Annotated in this window: 16 protein-coding genes; 5 read left to right on the forward strand and 11 right to left on the reverse strand. The window is 59.3% G+C overall.

Annotated elements, in window-relative coordinates:
• Positions 1–9: 9 nt before the first annotated feature.
• Positions 10–1167, reverse strand: a complete 1158-nt coding sequence (gene egtB / locus DKW72_RS00175; RefSeq protein ID WP_111640308.1) for an ergothioneine biosynthesis protein EgtB — start codon at positions 1165–1167, stop codon at positions 10–12.
• A 185-nt stretch (positions 1168–1352) separates the two neighbouring features.
• Between egtB and DKW72_RS16290 the strand changes: the two genes are divergently transcribed.
• From DKW72_RS16290 to DKW72_RS00185, 3 genes are read left to right on the forward strand one after another with little or no spacing between them, the layout of a single operon-like run.
• Positions 1353–1508 carry a hypothetical protein gene (locus tag DKW72_RS16290; protein WP_157960342.1) on the forward strand — a complete coding sequence of 52 codons (156 nt, stop codon included), beginning with the start codon at positions 1353–1355 and terminating at the stop codon, positions 1506–1508.
• 21 nt (positions 1509–1529) lie between these two features.
• Positions 1530–2141 carry a TIGR04282 family arsenosugar biosynthesis glycosyltransferase gene (locus DKW72_RS00180; RefSeq protein WP_111640309.1) on the forward strand — a complete coding sequence of 204 codons (612 nt, stop codon included), beginning with the start codon at positions 1530–1532 and terminating at the stop codon, positions 2139–2141.
• Positions 2138–2827: a TIGR04283 family arsenosugar biosynthesis glycosyltransferase gene (locus tag DKW72_RS00185; protein ID WP_232522259.1), complete on the forward strand. Its 690-nt coding sequence runs from the start codon at positions 2138–2140 to the stop codon at positions 2825–2827. The genes DKW72_RS00180 and DKW72_RS00185 overlap by 4 nt, the downstream gene beginning before the upstream one ends.
• Here the strand turns inward: DKW72_RS00185 and mtnP are convergent.
• From mtnP to dapE, 4 genes are all read right to left on the reverse strand, one after another.
• The gene (gene mtnP, locus DKW72_RS00190; RefSeq protein WP_111640310.1) at positions 2824–3684 is read right to left on the reverse strand and encodes an S-methyl-5'-thioadenosine phosphorylase; all 861 of its coding nucleotides are present in this window, start codon (positions 3682–3684) and stop codon (positions 2824–2826) included. The genes DKW72_RS00185 and mtnP overlap by 4 nt on opposite strands.
• Positions 3685–3736: 52 nt before the next feature.
• Positions 3737–4486: a lipoprotein intramolecular transacylase Lit gene (locus tag DKW72_RS00195; protein ID WP_111640311.1), complete on the reverse strand. Its 750-nt coding sequence runs from the start codon at positions 4484–4486 to the stop codon at positions 3737–3739.
• Positions 4487–4501: 15 nt separating this feature from the next.
• On the reverse strand, positions 4502–5731 hold the full coding sequence (locus DKW72_RS00200; RefSeq protein ID WP_198411169.1) for an MFS transporter: 1230 nt from the start codon (positions 5729–5731) through the stop codon (positions 4502–4504).
• Between the two features lie 115 nt (positions 5732–5846).
• Complete coding sequence (gene dapE, locus DKW72_RS00205; protein ID WP_111640313.1) at positions 5847–6983, reverse strand: succinyl-diaminopimelate desuccinylase; 1137 nt, start codon at positions 6981–6983, stop codon at positions 5847–5849.
• A gap of 402 nt (positions 6984–7385) precedes the next feature.
• Between dapE and DKW72_RS00210 the strand changes: the two genes are divergently transcribed.
• Positions 7386–7970: an Hsp20/alpha crystallin family protein gene (locus tag DKW72_RS00210; protein WP_111640314.1), complete on the forward strand. Its 585-nt coding sequence runs from the start codon at positions 7386–7388 to the stop codon at positions 7968–7970.
• A 314-nt stretch (positions 7971–8284) separates the two neighbouring features.
• On the opposite strand, the gene dapD is transcribed toward DKW72_RS00210, so the two are convergent.
• The 6 genes from dapD to map form a co-directional block, all read right to left on the reverse strand.
• Positions 8285–9319 carry a 2,3,4,5-tetrahydropyridine-2,6-dicarboxylate N-succinyltransferase gene (gene dapD, locus DKW72_RS00215; protein WP_111640315.1) on the reverse strand — a complete coding sequence of 345 codons (1035 nt, stop codon included), beginning with the start codon at positions 9317–9319 and terminating at the stop codon, positions 8285–8287.
• Between the two features lie 46 nt (positions 9320–9365).
• Positions 9366–9716 carry an ArsC family reductase gene (locus DKW72_RS00220; RefSeq protein WP_111640316.1) on the reverse strand — a complete coding sequence of 117 codons (351 nt, stop codon included), beginning with the start codon at positions 9714–9716 and terminating at the stop codon, positions 9366–9368.
• 225 nt (positions 9717–9941) lie between these two features.
• Entirely contained in the window at positions 9942–10613 is a 672-nt protein-coding gene (gene nth / locus DKW72_RS00225; protein ID WP_111640317.1) for an endonuclease III, read from the reverse strand.
• A gap of 8 nt (positions 10614–10621) precedes the next feature.
• Positions 10622–11824 (reverse strand): succinyldiaminopimelate transaminase, encoded by a 1203-nt coding sequence (gene dapC, locus DKW72_RS00230; RefSeq protein WP_111640318.1) that lies wholly within the window; start codon positions 11822–11824, stop codon positions 10622–10624.
• 6 nt (positions 11825–11830) lie between these two features.
• The gene (locus DKW72_RS00235) at positions 11831–14548 is read right to left on the reverse strand and encodes a [protein-PII] uridylyltransferase (protein ID WP_111640889.1); all 2718 of its coding nucleotides are present in this window, start codon (positions 14546–14548) and stop codon (positions 11831–11833) included.
• A gap of 15 nt (positions 14549–14563) precedes the next feature.
• The gene (gene map, locus DKW72_RS00240) at positions 14564–15334 is read right to left on the reverse strand and encodes a type I methionyl aminopeptidase (protein WP_111640319.1); all 771 of its coding nucleotides are present in this window, start codon (positions 15332–15334) and stop codon (positions 14564–14566) included.
• Positions 15335–15506: 172 nt separating this feature from the next.
• On the opposite strand from map, the gene DKW72_RS00245 reads away from it, so the two are divergent.
• Positions 15507–16217: a FadR/GntR family transcriptional regulator gene (locus DKW72_RS00245; RefSeq protein WP_111640320.1), complete on the forward strand. Its 711-nt coding sequence runs from the start codon at positions 15507–15509 to the stop codon at positions 16215–16217.
• Positions 16218–16240: the final 23 nt, after the last annotated feature.

Below are 16240 nucleotides of genomic sequence, written 5' to 3' on the forward strand. Positions count from 1 at the left end.
GTACTCTCTTCATCGTTGACGCTCGGCCAGCCTGATTCCAGAGAATTGCCATTGCAGGTGCGGATGGAAAAAATTGCGGTAAGTCGGGCGGCTGTGGTGTTTCGGCGTCGCGACCGAGGCGCCGCGCAGGACCATCTGGTTGATCATGAACTTGCCGTTGTACTCCCCGACAGCGTCCTCACCGATCGAGAATCCCGGGTAGGGTAGGTAGGCGGAATTGGTCCATTCCCAGCGCTTGCCCCAGGGCAAATGCGCGCTGGCCACTTCCCATTCGAATTCCGTGGGCAGGCGTTTGCCTTTCCAGCTGGCGAATGCATTGGCTTCGTAGAAGGAGACGTGGCAGAGCATGGCCTCAGGGTTCACTGGCTGCAGTCCGGCGAAGGTGTAGTAATGCCAGTGACCGTTGATCCTGAGCCAGTACAGCGGGGCCCTGATGCCGCTTTCCTGCAGCCAGTGCCAGCCGTCATCCAGCCAGTATTGGAACTTTTCGTAACCGCCGTCTTCGATGAAATCCAGGTACTCTGCGTTTGTGACCAGCGCCCTGTCGATGCTGTAGGCATTCAGATAAACCTTGTGCCGGTTGCATTCATTGTCGAAATGAAAGCCGTCACCGGTGTGGCCGACTTCGTAGAGGCCTTCATTGATGTCAAGCTGGCCGAGCGTCGTGTTGGCGTCGTTGACAAGATTCAGGCCTTCGCCGTAGGAGGGGTATAACGAGTTTCGGGACAGGACGTACTTGAGGTCGGTTAAAAACAGTTCCTGATGCTGCTGCTCGTGGTTGATGCCGAGGATGGTGAGTGCCTCTACGGCCGGGTCGGAGCGGCTTTCTAGCAGAGACCGCATCTGGTCATCGATAAAATTTCGGTAGGCGGACACCGTGTCCATGCTCGGTACGCTGATGTCTCCGCGGGAATCCCTGGCGATACGATCCCCTACGTGGTTATAGTAGCTGTTGAACAGGAATCCGAATGTCGGGTCGAACTCCCGGTAATCGCCAACGTATTTTTTAAGGATCATTTCTTCGAAGAACCAACTCGTGTGCGCCAGGTTCCATTTCGGCGGACTGGCATAGTCAATGACCTGAGTGTTGCATAAATTCTCAGGCACGGGGGAGCAGAGGGTTTCACTCACCTGTCGAGTATTTTTATATTTTTCGGCTAGTGGCATGACGGGCTAGGTTACCTCTGACTTACATCGTTATCCGACGCTTGACATTCCATGAGGTTAAAGTCGAATCATTCACGGGTCTGTGCGATGGCGCACGGATTCAAAGTTGGCAGTGTAAGAATCCCGAGCGCGGCGTCAGTCTACCTTGATTCTCTACCAGGGTGACGAACAGGTGTGGTTCAGCGTTGCCCAATCCCGACGGCAACCATTGGAGCGGCCAGTTTGGTGTTGGGACGGCCTCGGTGTTGTTACTCTTGGGTCTGATGGTATGGACCGGCGTCGACAAAATGCTGGAGACCTGGGCGCTGACCTGGCTGCCCGACTGGGCTATCATGCTCTGACCATTCACAACGGGAGCGCTTGTGCGTATTACGCTGTCCATTCTGGCCAAGGCACCGGTGCCGGGCTATGCCAAAACCCGGTTGATCCCCGTTCTGGGGCCCGAGGGGGCGGCTCAGGTCGCCCGGCAGTTGTTGGACCAGACCCTGACGGCTGCGGCAGATGCGCGCATCAGTGAGCGCCGTTTGTGGGTAGCGCCCGCTTATGCCGACCCCGGTTGGCGCTCCGTGGAGATCCCCGATGGGTTTACCCTGTCGGATCAGGGGGAGGGTGACCTGGGCGAACGTCTTGCGCGGGTCACTCAGCAGAGCCTGAGCGGGTCGGACGGGGTGTTGCTGAGCGGTACCGACTGTGTTGACAGTCGAGCGTCGCTGTTTGAGCAGGCCGCCGGACACTTGCGGGATCACGATGCGGTACTTTACCCCGCCGCCGATGGGGGCTATGCGCTGCTGGGGTTGCGCCAGTATCACCCGTCCCTGTTTTCCGACATGCCCTGGAGCACCGCCGAGGTGGGTGCCATCACCCTGGCGCGTATCCGGGCGTTGGGCTGGTCCTGTTATCGCGGTGCGGTGCTCAATGATATCGATGAACCGGCAGATCTGGTATTCCTCGATAAGGCGCAGGACACATCGTGAGTATTTTCCTGTCGGTCATTCTGCCTGTCTATAACGAGTCTGAGCAGCTGCCAGAATTGTTGAGCCATTTGGGTCGGGCTTTGCCTGCCGGGGCGGAAGTGATTTTTGTCGATGGTGGCAGTACCGATGACAGTGCTGCCCTGGTTCGGGCCGCAGGATTTTTGTGTCTCGAGAGTGAATCCGGTCGGGCCCGTCAGATGAATGCCGGCGCGCAGCGGGCCCAGGGGGATCTGTTGCTGTTTATGCACGCCGATTGTCGCTTGCCGATCATGGACTGGTCGCAACTGATCGAGCGACTGGAGCACGGCGGGTGTGTCTGGGGGCGTTTTGATGTACACATTGAGGGGCGCTCGCGCCTGTTGCCGATGGTGGCAAGGGCTATGAACCTGCGCTCGCGCTTGACGGGGATTGCCACGGGTGACCAGGGCATTTTTATCTGGCGGTCCGTGTTCGAGGCAGAAGGCGGCTTTGCTGATCAGCCCTTAATGGAGGACGTGGAGTTATCCAGGCGGCTCAAGCGTCGGTCCCGCCCCCTGTGTATCAGGAAGAAAATCAGCACCTCGGGCCGCCAGTGGGATCAGCGCGGCGTCTGGCGCACCATCTTGTTGATGTGGCGCCTGCGTTGGGCCTACTGGCGCGGGGCCGACCCGGCAGTCTTGTTGCGCCGTTACCGTTACCGGGATTAGCGCAACAACACCTCCACGGTTTCCTTCAGCGCATCACTCATGGCATCCAGCGGCGTTACCAACGACTGCTGCAACGCTGTGTGGGCCATGGAGTCGGGCTGGGCGTTGGCGATCAGACCAATGGCGCTGAGCGCGATACGCTGGGCGCGTTCGGCGTTTTGCATCAGGTTCTGCAAGGCCATGTTGGCATTGACGTGAGCCTCCTTGGGGTGCCAGCAATCGAAGTCGGTCACCATGGCCAGAGAGGCGTAAGCCATCTGTGCTTCGCGCGCCAGTTTGGCCTCGGGCATGTTGGTCATGCCGATCACATCGGCGTTCATGCTGCGGTACCAGTGCGACTCCGCCAGGGTGGAAAACTGCGGCCCCTCCATACACACATAGGTGCCTTTGCGATGCAGTTTTAGGGTGCTGTCGGTGGCCAGCACGGCGTCTGCCAGAAGGCCGTGGAGTGCAGAACACACCGGCTCCGCCATGGAGACGTGGGCCACTGCGCCGCCACCGAAAAAGGTATTGCGGCGCTGGCGGGTCATATCGATGTACTGGTCGGGCAGCAGCATATCCAGGGGCGCGATTTCTTCCTTGAGCGAACCGACCGCAGAGAAAGACAGGAGATAGCGCACACCCAGAGACTTGAGCGCAAAAATATTGGCCGCATAGGGCACTTCTCCCGGCAGTAGCCGATGGCCGCGCCCATGACGGGCCAGAAAAGCCACCGGCACGCCGTGGATATCCCCGGTGACAATGGCATCGGAGGGCGTACCGTAGGGCGTGGTCACGCGGTGTTCTTTCGGGTTGGTCAGGGCGTCCATCTGGTAGAGGCCGCTGCCGCCGAGGATGCCGATTCGCGCTTGGGTCATGGCGTTGTTCCTGGTCAGTGGGTTGGTTTGGGCACCTTTTTGTCGGGGGCCGCTATCGCCTTTTTGACGGCGGGCTGGAGGGTTGGCGGCGAGCAAACCCCCTGGCGGCGAGTGCCACTGAGCCGGTCCAGATGATCACCAGCATCAATACCAGCAATACAGCGATAAAGCCGAACAGATCCGGGGCTTTCATCAGCGTGGTCATGAGGGAGTCTTCGTAATAAAAAAACCACTCATTCTCGGGCGGGAAAATGACGTCGTGTAGCCAGTAAAAAACTTTCACCGGGCCAATAGCAAGCACAATGACGGTCACGCTGACCAGTGCGGCGATAAAACCCAGCAGAATCCGTCGTACCGTGGGGAAGCGCTGACGTTGCCAGTAGGCATAACCGCCGAGTGCGAGCATCACCAGCGCGCCGGTCAGGCCCGCAATATAGAAAACATCGATCAGATGGGCGACGTCTTCGAGGTGAATGGCTTCGGCTTCGCGCAGCAGAGGCTCGGTGCTGCCGTCGGGCAGTGGGTAGTGAATGTCCCGCAACCCTTCGCCGCCGGATTGGACTGCACGGGTAATCTCGCCAAAGAGCGCCAGGTGCTCCTCCTTGCCGGTTTGTTCAAAATGGTCCTTGTAACGGTTGGCGGGACCAAAACGGGCTATATGCTCGTCAATGGCGAGTGCCGGGTAGGCGAGGGCATAGCCATAGTTGACCTGGGCCAGCAGGTGCCAGGCGAGCAGGCTTGCGGCGAGCAGGTGCCCGGTCAGGAGCAGGGGCCAGAGCAGGTAGCGGTTAAATCCGTTCATCCGGCTAGTGTGCCACTATGCGCGGCTGCGGCCAAGGCTGTGGTCAGCCTTATAGGAAAAGAACACCATCACCCAGCCCACCGCGATGCCCAATCCGGCACTGCCGAACAGTTGCTGCGCACTGACTCCCGCGTCGATGAGGATGCCGAAGAGTATCGGGGAGAGCGAGCTGGCGACCATCATCATGGCGGTCATCAGCGAGCGGATCGAACCAAGCTTGCCGGTGCCGTAGACCTCCGCCCAGAGGGCGCTCATCACCGGACTGCTGCTGCCAATGCTCACACCCAGCAGACTCATCAACAGGGCCGCTGCCCAGTTGCCGTCGAGCAAACTTACGCAGGCCATGGCAGCCATCAGCGGCAGTAATAAAAACGGCATAAGCCGGCGGGCAGTGAAGCGGTCGATCAGCAGGCCCGAGGTGAGTGAGCTGACCCAGTGGGCGGCGCCCAACATGATGAAACAGGTCGCGAGCCAGGCCGCACTCCAGTCCTTCTGTTCGAGGATAAAGCTCTGGTGAATAAACAGGCCCGTCAGGATAAAAGGCGCGGACAGCGCCGTCGGCAGGGCCATCCAGAAACGCCGGTCAGTGAGCATTTCACGCCGTCCCGCGACCGGTTGATCGGACTTTTTGGCGGCGACAATGGGCGGCGTACTGACATCGACTGGCGAGCGTTTGAGCAACCAGTAAATCAGTGGCAGGTACAGCAGTGGCACCGAGAGCGCAAACACCAGCCAGCTCCCTTGCCAGCCGATGCCGGTAATCAGGGCGACCGCAAGGATGGGCAGCACAATCTCGCCCACGGGGACGCCGCTGGCGGAGATGCTCAGGGCCTTGCCCCGGTTGCTGTCCAGGTAGCGGGCCATGGTGGTCTGGGCGGTGTGGGGCATCAGCCCCTGGCCGCACAGGCGAATCATAAAAAAGCCTGCCAGCAGAATCAGGTAGTGGTTGGACGCCGCCAGCAGCAGGCACGCCAGGGTCAAACCCACGGCCACCACCGTGGCAAAGCGGCGCAAAGGCCAGCGATCAATGAGCCCCCCAAAAGACAGGATTATCACACTGCTCGCGAGCGTCGCGGCCGAGTAGAGCCCCCCGTAAAAGCCTGCGGAGAGTCCGAGTGATTGCTGGATGCCGGCACCGTACCAGCTGATAAAAAAGGTCTGCCCGAGATTGCCCCAGAAGATGCTCAGGAAGCCAAAGGCCAGGAGTGGCCAGCTGCGGGTTATAAAGTGAAGCAGAGAGCGCAAGACGATTCCTGATACTGATATGGGTCGAAGGAGGTAAGCCGACATTATAGCAGCTTGAGCCTGACCCGCGGCCGGATCGCGCCGCAGGTCAGGTCATGACTTTGGGCGTCTCGCCTTATGCCAGTAACTGCTTGAGGGTACGGGTGTAGATACGGGTCAGGATCTCCAGGTCCTCGGCCTTTACGCATTCATCGACCTGATGAATGGTCGCGTTGACCGGGCCCAGTTCAACCACTTGCGCGCCGGTGGGCGCGATAAAGCGGCCATCAGAAGTGCCGCCCGCGGTGGACAACTGGGTATCCCGTCCGGTTTCGGCCTTGATGGCGGCGACAGTCGCTTCCACGAGATCACCTTCGGCGGTCAAAAAGGGCTGGCCGCTCAGCTTCCATTGCAGGTCGTAGTTGACCCCGTGCTTGTCGAGGATGGCTTCGGTGCGTTGGCGCAGGTCGGTTTCGGTCAGCTCGGTGGAGAAGCGGAAGTTGAACACCACTTCCACATCGCCGGGAATGACGTTGGTCGCACCGGTGCCGCCGTTGATGTTGGACACCTGAAAGCTGGTGGCCGGGAAAAAGTCATTGCCTTCGTCCCACCGCTCGGCGGCCAGTTCGGCCAGCGCCGGTGCGAAGGTGTGGATGGGATTGACCGCCAGGTGCGGGTAGGCCACATGGCCCTGTTTGCCCTTGACGGTAAGCACGGCACCGAGGGAGCCGCGCCGCCCGTTTTTGATGACATCGCCGACCTGGTGGGTGCTGGAGGGTTCACCCACAATGCACCAGTCGATCTTGGTATTGTTGGCTTCGAGCCACTCCACCACTTTGACGGTGCCATTGGCTGCCGGACCTTCCTCATCGCTGGTGATCAGAAAGGCGATGCGGCCTTTGTGGTGGGGGTGTTGGGCCACGAATTCTTCGCACGCCACGATCATGGACGCGAGTGAACCTTTCATGTCAGCGGCGCCGCGCCCGTAAAGCATGCCGTCGTCAGCGATGGTGGGCTGGAAAGGCGGGATTTTCCAGTTGGCTTCCGGGCCGGTGGGAACGACGTCAGTGTGACCCGCGAATGCGAGGATCGGACCGCTGTCGCCGCGAATCGCCCAGAAGTTGTCCACCTCGCCAAAGCGCAAGTGCTCGACCTTGAAGCCGATGGCTTGTAACCGCTCAATCATCAGGGTTTGGCAGCCGGCGTCTTCGGGGGTTACCGAGCGGCGGCTGATCAGGTCGCTGGCCAGGGCCAGGGTGGGGCTTAGGGACATAACCGGGTTCCACAGTTGCGGGCCAAGTGTGGCCAAAAGCCGGCATTTTAGCAGTTTATGGGCGGGATTTCGTCCCTCAATTCAGAGCGGTGCCTCAGGTGTCGGATTGCGCCCTTCGGGCTAATCCGACCTACACGATACGACGTGCCAATGTCCGCGTAGGTCGGATTAGCGAAGCGTAATCCGACAATGAGACACCCACCCCGAAAATACCTCCACCCAAAAAATGCATCCAACGCCAATGTCTTCTACCGCTTACGAGGAACTTGAAAAATCCTCCCCCACCCCCCATATTTTCTAATGGGTCGGGTACTTGCGCCCGCCCAACCCGCCACCTGTTGTTTTAGGTGTGCCGGCCTGTGAATGTCACAGATACACGTGAATTTTCGGAGGAGGTACGCTATGAAACTTGAGAAACTGAAACCCTGGAACTGGCTCAAGCATGAAGACGAGGGCGCTGCGTCGTCAGCCCCCGTGCCCGTCAAACGCGGGGAAACAGACGTCGCTAATACGTCGGCGCCGACGGGTGGTGGCCACCCGATATGGCAGTTGCACCGGGAAATCGACCGTTTATTCGATTCAGCGTTTCGCGACTTCGGCTTTCCGTCATTGAGTCACCAGCTGGATGATTTTCCCGGCTGGGGTGGGCAGCATTTCCGCCCGAACCTGGATGTGTCCAGCGATGACAAGACCTACCGTATTGCCATTGAAGCCCCCGGCTTGAAACGGGAGGACATTTCCCTGGAGCTGCGCGGCGACGCCTTGGTGGTCAGTGGCAGCAAGCGGGAGGAAAGCGAGGATAAGGATCGCCATTATTACCGGGTCGAGCGTCGTTACGGTAGCTTCCAGCGGGTGTTGTCGTTGCCGGAAGATGCCAAGGCCGAGGCGATTGAAGCACAGATGCGTGATGGGATCCTCGAGATCACCATTCCTCGGACTGAGGTCGCGCCGGAATCGGTCAAGCGGATTGATATTAAAGCGGCGTGATAGCGGTGTTGGCGACCAGGTTTTGGGTCGGGTGCCGTTTTGTCGGATTACGCTGCGCTAATCCGACCTACTCAAACATCGGTACGCTGTATGGTTTGGGTGCCTCATTGTCGGATTACGGCTGCGCCTAATCCGACCTACTCAGACAATGGCACGTCGTTTCCAGTAGGTCGGATTAGGCGCAGCCGTAATCCGACAGTTCAGGGCACGACCCCTCCCGTAGGTCGGATTAGCCCGGAGGGCGTAATCCGACACTGAGGCACCCAATTTTATCAATACCACATCACGAACTTGATCAATATTGCAACGCGAACTTAATTGTTCGCGTGCAACGCTTCGTTCAACTGTACCGACGTTTTGTTGGTCAAACACTCCACCCGGCCGTTGACGGAATTGCGGCGGAACAGCAGATCGGACTGGCCCGCCAACTCGCGCGCTTTCACGGTCTGAACTTCCTTGCCGCTGTCATCCAGCGCTACTACTTTGGTGCCCGCCGTAATATAAAGCCCCGACTCGATGGTGCAACGATCCCCGAGTGGAATACCGGTGCCGGCGTTGGCACCCAGTAGGCAGTTTTCGCCCAGCGCGATGATGATGTTGCCACCGCCGGACAGGGTGCCCATGGTCGAGCTGCCGCCGCCCAGATCGGAGCCGGCGCCAACAAAAACACCGGCGGAGATACGGCCTTCGATCATGCCCGGGCCTTCGGTGCCGGCGTTAAAGTTCACAAAGCCTTCGTGCATGATGGTAGTGCCTTCACCCAGGTAGGCGCCCAGGCGTACCCGCGCGGTGTGGGCGATGCGCACACCTTTGGGCACGACGTAGTTGGTCATCTTGGGGAACTTGTCGACGCAGGACACTTCGAGCAACTCACCGGCCAGACGCGCCTGTAACTGACGCTCGGGTAGCTCCGCCAGGTCGATCGCGCCCTGATTGGTCCAGGCGACGTTGGGCAGCACGCCGAAGGCGCCGCTCAGGTCAGTGCCGTGGGGTTTAACCAGACGATGGGAAATCAGGTGCAGCTTCAGGTAGGCCTCGGGCACGCTCGCCGGGGGCTGATCGCTTTCAAGCAGGGTGGCGACCAGCGGGCGCTGGCTCTTGGCGAAGGCGCGGGCGATGTCGGCTTGCGCGATGTTGCCCGCGTCGGCGAGTGCATTGGTCAGTGCTTCTACCTGTTTGCTATTCAGTTCAATCGCCTGGTTGCCACCCTGGTAGCCCACGGCGGCAGCGATGGCTTGGGCGGTTTTGGCGTCAGGCTTGAGCAGCGGTTGTGGATAGAAGACGTCTAACCAGTCATTGTTCGTGTTCTGGGTGCCAACACCCAGGCCGAGGCTGTAGAGCTGAGTCATAGTCTTTCCTGTTGTCTGTAAAGTGAATTGAACGGTTAATGAGGTGTTATTGATTGAGCATAGCCCGATAGTCGTCGGCGTTGAAGCCGACCGCGCGGCGGCTGCCGGTGTCGAGCAGCGGGCGCTTGATCAGGGTTGGGTGGGCGAGCAGGGTGCGCGCAGTCACCGCCGGGTTTTCGATCTCGGCCTTGGTGGCGTCGTCGAGGTTCTTCCAGGTGGTGCTGCGTTTGTTGACCATGGCTTTGGCGCCCAGCTCGGTGATCCATTGGTCGATCTGTCCGGCCGTGACGCCGTCTTCGCGGAAGTCGTGGTAGGTGTAGGTCACGCCCTGTTCATCGAGCCATTTGCGCGCTTTGCGCACGGTATCGCAGGTTTTGATGCCGTAGAGGGTGATCATGTTGGTGTCCTTGGTTTTGGTTGGATGCCTCAGTGTCGGATTGCGCTGCGCTCATCCGACCTACTCAAATTGTGCGCTCTGTTGTTGGTTCGGTGCCGTTTTGTCGGATTACGCCTTCGGCTAATCCGACCTACGTAAACACTGGCACGTTCTTTCCAGTAGGTCGGATTAGCGCAACGCGCGTAATCCGACAAAACGCGTTGTACCCGGATCGGGACGCGTCACTCATGCTTTGCGGGTTTTTTTAGCCCGTTTGCGGTTGGGGTAGCAGGTGGTGCAAATCTCGCACACGGTGCCGTCACAACCGCGGGCGCTGCAGAATTCACGCCCGTAATAAATGATCTGCAAATGCAGGTCGTTCCAGGACTCGCGCGGGAACAGCCGCTTGAGGTCTTTTTCAGTCTGGGTCACATTCTTGCCGCTGCTCAGACCCCAGCGTTGGGCCAGGCGGTGGATGTGGGTGTCCACCGCGAAGGCCGGCTCGCCAAAGGCCTGGCTCATGACCACACTCGCCGTCTTGTGGCCCACGCCCGGGAGCTTTTCCAAGGCCTCAAAACTCTGCGGCACTTTGCCGTCGTGTTCTTCAATCAACATGCGTGAGAGCACGGAAATCGCCTTGGCTTTTTGCGGTGACAGGCCGCAGGGCCGAATCACGGCTTGGATCTCTTCCACGGGTACTTGCGCCATGTCGTAAGGATTGTCCGCCAGTGCCCAGAGTTTCGGTGTTACCTGGTTGACCCGCTCGTCGGTGCACTGGGCGGATAGCAGCACGGCCACCAGCAGGGTATAGGGGTCGCGATGATCGAGCGGGATCGGCGGCTCCGGGTAGAGGCTTTGCAGCTTCTCCAGAATAAACGCGACCCGTTCGGCCTTGGGTAAGTTTTTAATCTCAGTCATGCCGTTGTCTATCGAAGGCTTTGTACGAAGGCTTTGATGCGTTCGGCTGCCTCAATGCACTCGGCCAGGGGGGCGACCAGGGCCATGCGTACCCGGTTGCGACCCGGGTTGGCACCGTCGGCGTCGCGTGCCAGGTAGCTGCCGGGCAGGACCGTGACGTTCTGCTGGGCAAACAGTTCGCGCGCGAAGGTTTCGTCATCCACCGGTGTTTCCGGCCACAGGTAGAAACCCGCATCCGGGCGACTGACCGGTAAGACACCGTCGAGAATGTCGAGGACGGCATCAAACTTGGCGCGGTAGCGCTCGCGGTTGTTAGCCACGTGCACTTCGTCCTGCCAGGCGGCGATGCTGGCCAGTTGGGTGGTCACAGGCATGGCACAGCCGTGGTAGGTCCGGTAGAGCAAAAATTGTTGCAAGATGTCGGCGTCGCCCGCGACAAAGCCGGAACGCAGGCCGGGCAGGTTGGAGCGCTTGGACAGACTGTGAAAGACCACACAGCGGGCATAGTCGGTGCGGCCCATGGCGGCGCATGCCTGCAATAGCCCAGGTGGTGGCGTCTGTTCATCAAAATAGAGTTCGGAGTAACACTCGTCCGAGGCGATGATAAAGTCATGCTCGTCCGCCAGGGCGATCAGTGTTTGCAGCTGCTCGACGCTGAGCACTGAGCCCGTGGGATTGCCCGGGGTGCAGAGGTAGAGCAGTTGGCAGTCGCCCCACACGCTGGCAGGCACAGCGCTAAAGTCCGGGATAAAGTTGTTGTCGGCAGTGCAGGCGAGAAAATGTGGCTGTGCACCGGCAAGAAACGCGGCGCCTTCGTATATTTGATAAAAAGGGTTGGGCGATACCACCAGCGGATTGTTCGCTCGCCGGTCGACGACGGCCTGGGCGAAGGCAAAGAGTGCTTCGCGGGTGCCGTTGACCGGCAATACCTGAGTCTCGGCATCCAGTCCGCCTTCGCCCAGATCAAAGCGCGTTTGCGCCCAATGGCTGATGGCGCCGCGCAGCTCGGGCAGACCTTTGGTGGTCGGGTAGTTAGCCAGGCGATCGAGGCTATCGCTCAGGGCCTCGAGCACAAAGGTTGGCGGTTGGTGTTTGGGCTCACCGATGGACAGTGCAATGTGCTCCAGCGTTGCCGGCGGTGTGGCGCCGGCCTTGAGCCGGGCCAATTTTTCAAACGGGTAAGGGTGCAGTTGTGCCAAATCGTTGTTCATTGGGGCTCAGATCACTTCTACGGAAACATTGCCGTTGTCGCCGGGCTGAGTGCCGGCACGTTTGTCCAGTTGTTCGCGAATTTCTTTTTGCAGTGCGGCGCACAGTGCCGGGTCGCTCAAGGGTTCGCCCTGGCTGTCGGTAATGAAGAAAACGTCTTCAACCCGCTCGCCGAGCGTCGCAATCTTGGCGTTCTGTAGTTGTATATCAGATTGCATGAAGATGCGCCCGATACAGGCGAGCAGACCGGGGCGATCCGGACTGATGACTTCCAGTACCGTGTGACCGCTGACCATGTCGTTACTGATAGACGTGCGGGTGGGCACCGCAAAATACTTGAGTCGACGGGGCGTTCGGCGGCTGATCACTTCAGAGTAGTCATCCACGAGACTGAGTTCGTCGAGTAGCGCACTTTGAATGCGTTTGAGTTGCGTTTGATCGTCACCCAGTGGTTCGCCGTCCTGATTCAAGACAAAAAAAGTATCGACGGTGTAGCCGGACTTGGAGTTGTAAATCCGCGCATCCTGAATGCTCAGGTTGAGCTGGTCGAGGCCCGTCGCCACGGCGGCGAAGGCGTTGCGGCGGCCCTTGCTGCGAACGAAGACCTGGGTGGCACCGGCCAGTTCGCGACTGGTGGTGTTTTTGATCAGGACCAGTGGCTTGTCGCTATCGCTGTGGTGCAGCATGGCACTGGTATGCCAGGCAATATCCGACGGTGTCTCGCGCAAAAAGTATTCTTCACCCATGTCGCTCCAGAGCCGCCAGGCCTGCTCGGGGGCAATTTTTTTGCGCTCCAGGCGGCGCAGGGCGGCCACCTGGGTCTCCTCGATCAGTTCCTGTTTGTCGACATTGTTTTCCAGACCGCGGCGCAGGGCGCGCTTGGTTTCCATGTACAACTGACGCATCAGACTGGCACGCCAGGTGTTCCACAGCTCCAGATTGGTGCCGTTGATATCGGCTACGGTCAGGTTGTACAAGTAGTCCAGGTGCAGCTGATCGCCCACGTTGAGGGCGAAATTGTGAATCACTTCCGGGTCCGACAGATCCTGTTTTTGCGACACGGAAGACATCAGCAGGTGCTTTTCCACCAGCCAGACCACCAGGCGGGTTTCGCGTGGCGAGATGCCGTGGCGCTGACAGAACAGCTCGGCATCGACGGCACCCAGTACCGAGTGGTCGCCGCCACGGCCTTTGCCGATATCGTGATAGAGGCCGGCAATGAACAGCAGCTCCATTTTGGGTAGGCGGGTCATGATGTGCGCCGCCACCGGGAACTCTTCTTTCGCCTCCGGCAACAAAAAATCGCATATGTTCTGCACGACCTTGAGCGTGTGGGCATCTACCGTATAGATATGGAAGAGGTCGTGTTGCATCTGGCCCGTGACCTGGCCGAACTCGGGCAGATAAAGCCCGAGAATCCCGTAGCGGGACATCCGTTTGAGTTGTGGCACCAGCGCCGCCGGGTGGCTGAACAGTTTGAGGAACAGCTGGGTATTTTCCGGGTTGCTGCGGAAGGCATCGTCGATCAGATGGCGGTTTTCCCGCAGCATGCGGATAGTGGAAGCGCGCACGCCTTCGATTTCCGGGTGCTGAGCCATGAGGACAAAAATTTCCAACAGGGCTGACGGCGATTCCTCAAAGACGTAAATGTGGGCGGCTTCAATATAGTTGTCACGCAACTGGAAACGCTCATTGAGCGGCACCACCTGTTGCCGTTGGCCTTTTTGCAAGACAACTTCGTGCAGGAACTGCAGAAGCACATCGTTCAGTTCGCGCAGGGCCAGTACCAGACGATAGTAGCGGTGCATAAACTGTTCGACCGCCAGGTTTTCGCTGTTGTCGCTGTAGCCAAACATTTTGGCCAGCTCGCGCTGGTGGTCGAACAACAGCCGCTCTTCCGCGCGTCCGGCGAGCATATGCAGGCCATAACGTACCCGCCAGAGAAACTCCTCGCCGTTGAGTAGCAGCGAAAATTCTTCTTCGGTAAAAAAGCCTTTGCCCTGGAGCTGTCGCAGGGTGCGCACCTGAAAGTAGCGCTTGGCGACCCAGCCGATCATCTGAATGTCGCGCAGGCCGCCGGGGGCGTTCTTGATGTTGGGTTCGAGGTTGTATTCGGTGTCGTTGTATTTCTGGTGGCGGTGGATCTGCTCATCCCATTTGGCCCGGAAGAACTCGTCCGCAGGCCAGAGCTGATCCGGGGCGGTGGCCGCCATCAGGCGCGGGTGCAGGGATTTATCACCCACCAGCGTGCGCGATTCCATGAGGTTGGTGGCCACGGTGATGTCTTCCCGGGCGATGGTGACGCACTCCTCGATGGTGCGCACGCCCTGGCCAATCTCCAGGCCGATATCCCACAACAGGGTCAGCAACCGTTCAATATAGGACTTGGCGCCGTCCAGGGTGTCGTTGCTGTCTGCCAGAATCAGCAGGTCGATATCCGAGTGGGGCAGGAGCTCGCAGCGGCCGTAACCGCCCACGGCTTCCAGGCTGATGCCCATGGGCCAGTCGAACTGGTGCCAGGCATAGTGCAGCATGCAGTCCACAAACAGGGCCCGCTCGTACACCAGGTTGCGGATGTCCTCGCCTTCCTTGAAGCGTTCATTGAATTGGCCGCTGGCCGCCGCGATGGCATCTTTGAAAACGGTAATGCTGGGCTTTTCTGTCAGATCCCGTCGGAAACGCGATTGATCGAAGAAAAAGAGCGGTCTTTCAAAATAGGGCGCCATCTGGGGTGAGAGCACTTAAAAAGCTTCCTCGGAGCGGGCTGTGAGGACTTCTACGCCGTCAGCGGTCACCGCCATGGTGTGTTCCCACTGGGCGGACAGACGTCCGTCTTTGGTTTCTACGGTCCAGCCGTCACCCTTGAGCTTGGTGTGCGGCTTTCCGGCATTGATCATGGGCTCGATGGTAAAGACCATCCCTTCCTTGAGCTCCATACCGGTGCCGGGGCGACCGTAATGCAGAATCTGCGGATCTTCGTGGAATCCTGCGCCAATGCCGTGGCCGCAGTACTCCCGTACGACGGAGTAGTGATTGGCCTCGGCATGCTGCTGGATGACATGGCCGATATCGCCCAGGCGGCAGCCCGGCTTGACCAGCTCAATGCCCTTGTACATGCACTCCTGAGTGATGCGTACCAGACGTTCCGCGTGGGGCGCGGCCTGGCCGACAAAGTACATTTTGCTGGTGTCGCCGTGGTAGCCGTCGTAAATGACGGTAACGTCGATATTGATGATATCGCCGTTTTTCAGGGTCTTCTTTTCCGACGGAATGCCGTGACAGACCACCTGGTTGATCGAGGTACAGATCGATTTGGGGAAGCCCCGGTAGCCCAGGCAGGCCGGGATGGCGTTCTGAACATTGACGATATGCTCGTGGCACAGCCGATCCAGCTCAGCGGTGGTGACGCCCGGCTGGACGTGTTCGCCGATCATTTCCAGCACTTCGGCCGCCATGCGGCCCGCGACGCGCATTTTCTCGATTTGTTCCGGTGTTTTGATAATGACTGACATGACGACCCGTCGGTTGAAGGTAAAAGCACCATTCTAAACGATACTGGCGGGGTTCTACAGGGGGAGGGGAGCGAGGACGCTAAAAAGTGGCCTTACCAAAGGGGGTTTTCTGATAGCATTTGGTGTTTTGGCGGGCCTAAGCCCTCGAACCTTTAACCTGCGGAGTGAGTCAGTGGAGTTGAAAGCCATCAAAACAGACCGCCTCTATGTCAAGGTGGCGGGGCAGTTGTCACGCTTGATTTCGGACGGCCACCTGAAGCCGGGTGAGCGCTTTCCTTCCGAGCGGGAGCTGGCCGAGCGCCTGGGAGTCAGTCGACCGACCATTCGCGAGGCAATGATTGCCCTGGAGTTGTCCGGCTTGATAGAGATTCGGACCGGGTCGGGGATTTACGTGCTCAGTGCTAAACCGGCGCGGCTCCAACTGCGTGATCGGGGGGTGGGGCCCTTCCAGGTGCTGGAGGCGCGCTTATTGGTTGAGCCTGAGGCCTGTGCGCTCGCCGCCGTGCGGATCACTGAGGAGCAGCTGCTCCGGTTGAGCGCCGCTTATCAGGCGATGGAGGCAGAGGATAAGAAGGGCAGTGTTACCGAGGCGGCCGATTGGTCATTTCACGGCATCATTGCCGAGGCAAGCCAAAACAGTGCGGTGCATGAAATGGTGGACTGGTTGTGGGAGCTGAGAAGCCGCTCTGAGCTGAGCACGGCTTTTATGAGTCGAATTCGGGACGAGGGGGTTCGTCCCGCCCTGGAGGAACATAAGGCCATTGTTCAGGCGCTGGTCCAGCGGGACCCTGAGGCGGCCCGGGCGGCGATGCGTGAACACCTTGAAAATGCCATCAAGGCTGCCGCCTCCCATTTCGGCGATGTTTGGCCGGCGTCATCCTAGATTTTCTTCCAATCAGGCCTAAT

The sequence above is a fragment of the Marinimicrobium alkaliphilum genome (assembly GCF_003259155.1).
In the GTDB taxonomy this organism is placed as follows: Bacteria; Pseudomonadota; Gammaproteobacteria; order Pseudomonadales; family Cellvibrionaceae; genus Marinimicrobium_A; species Marinimicrobium_A alkaliphilum.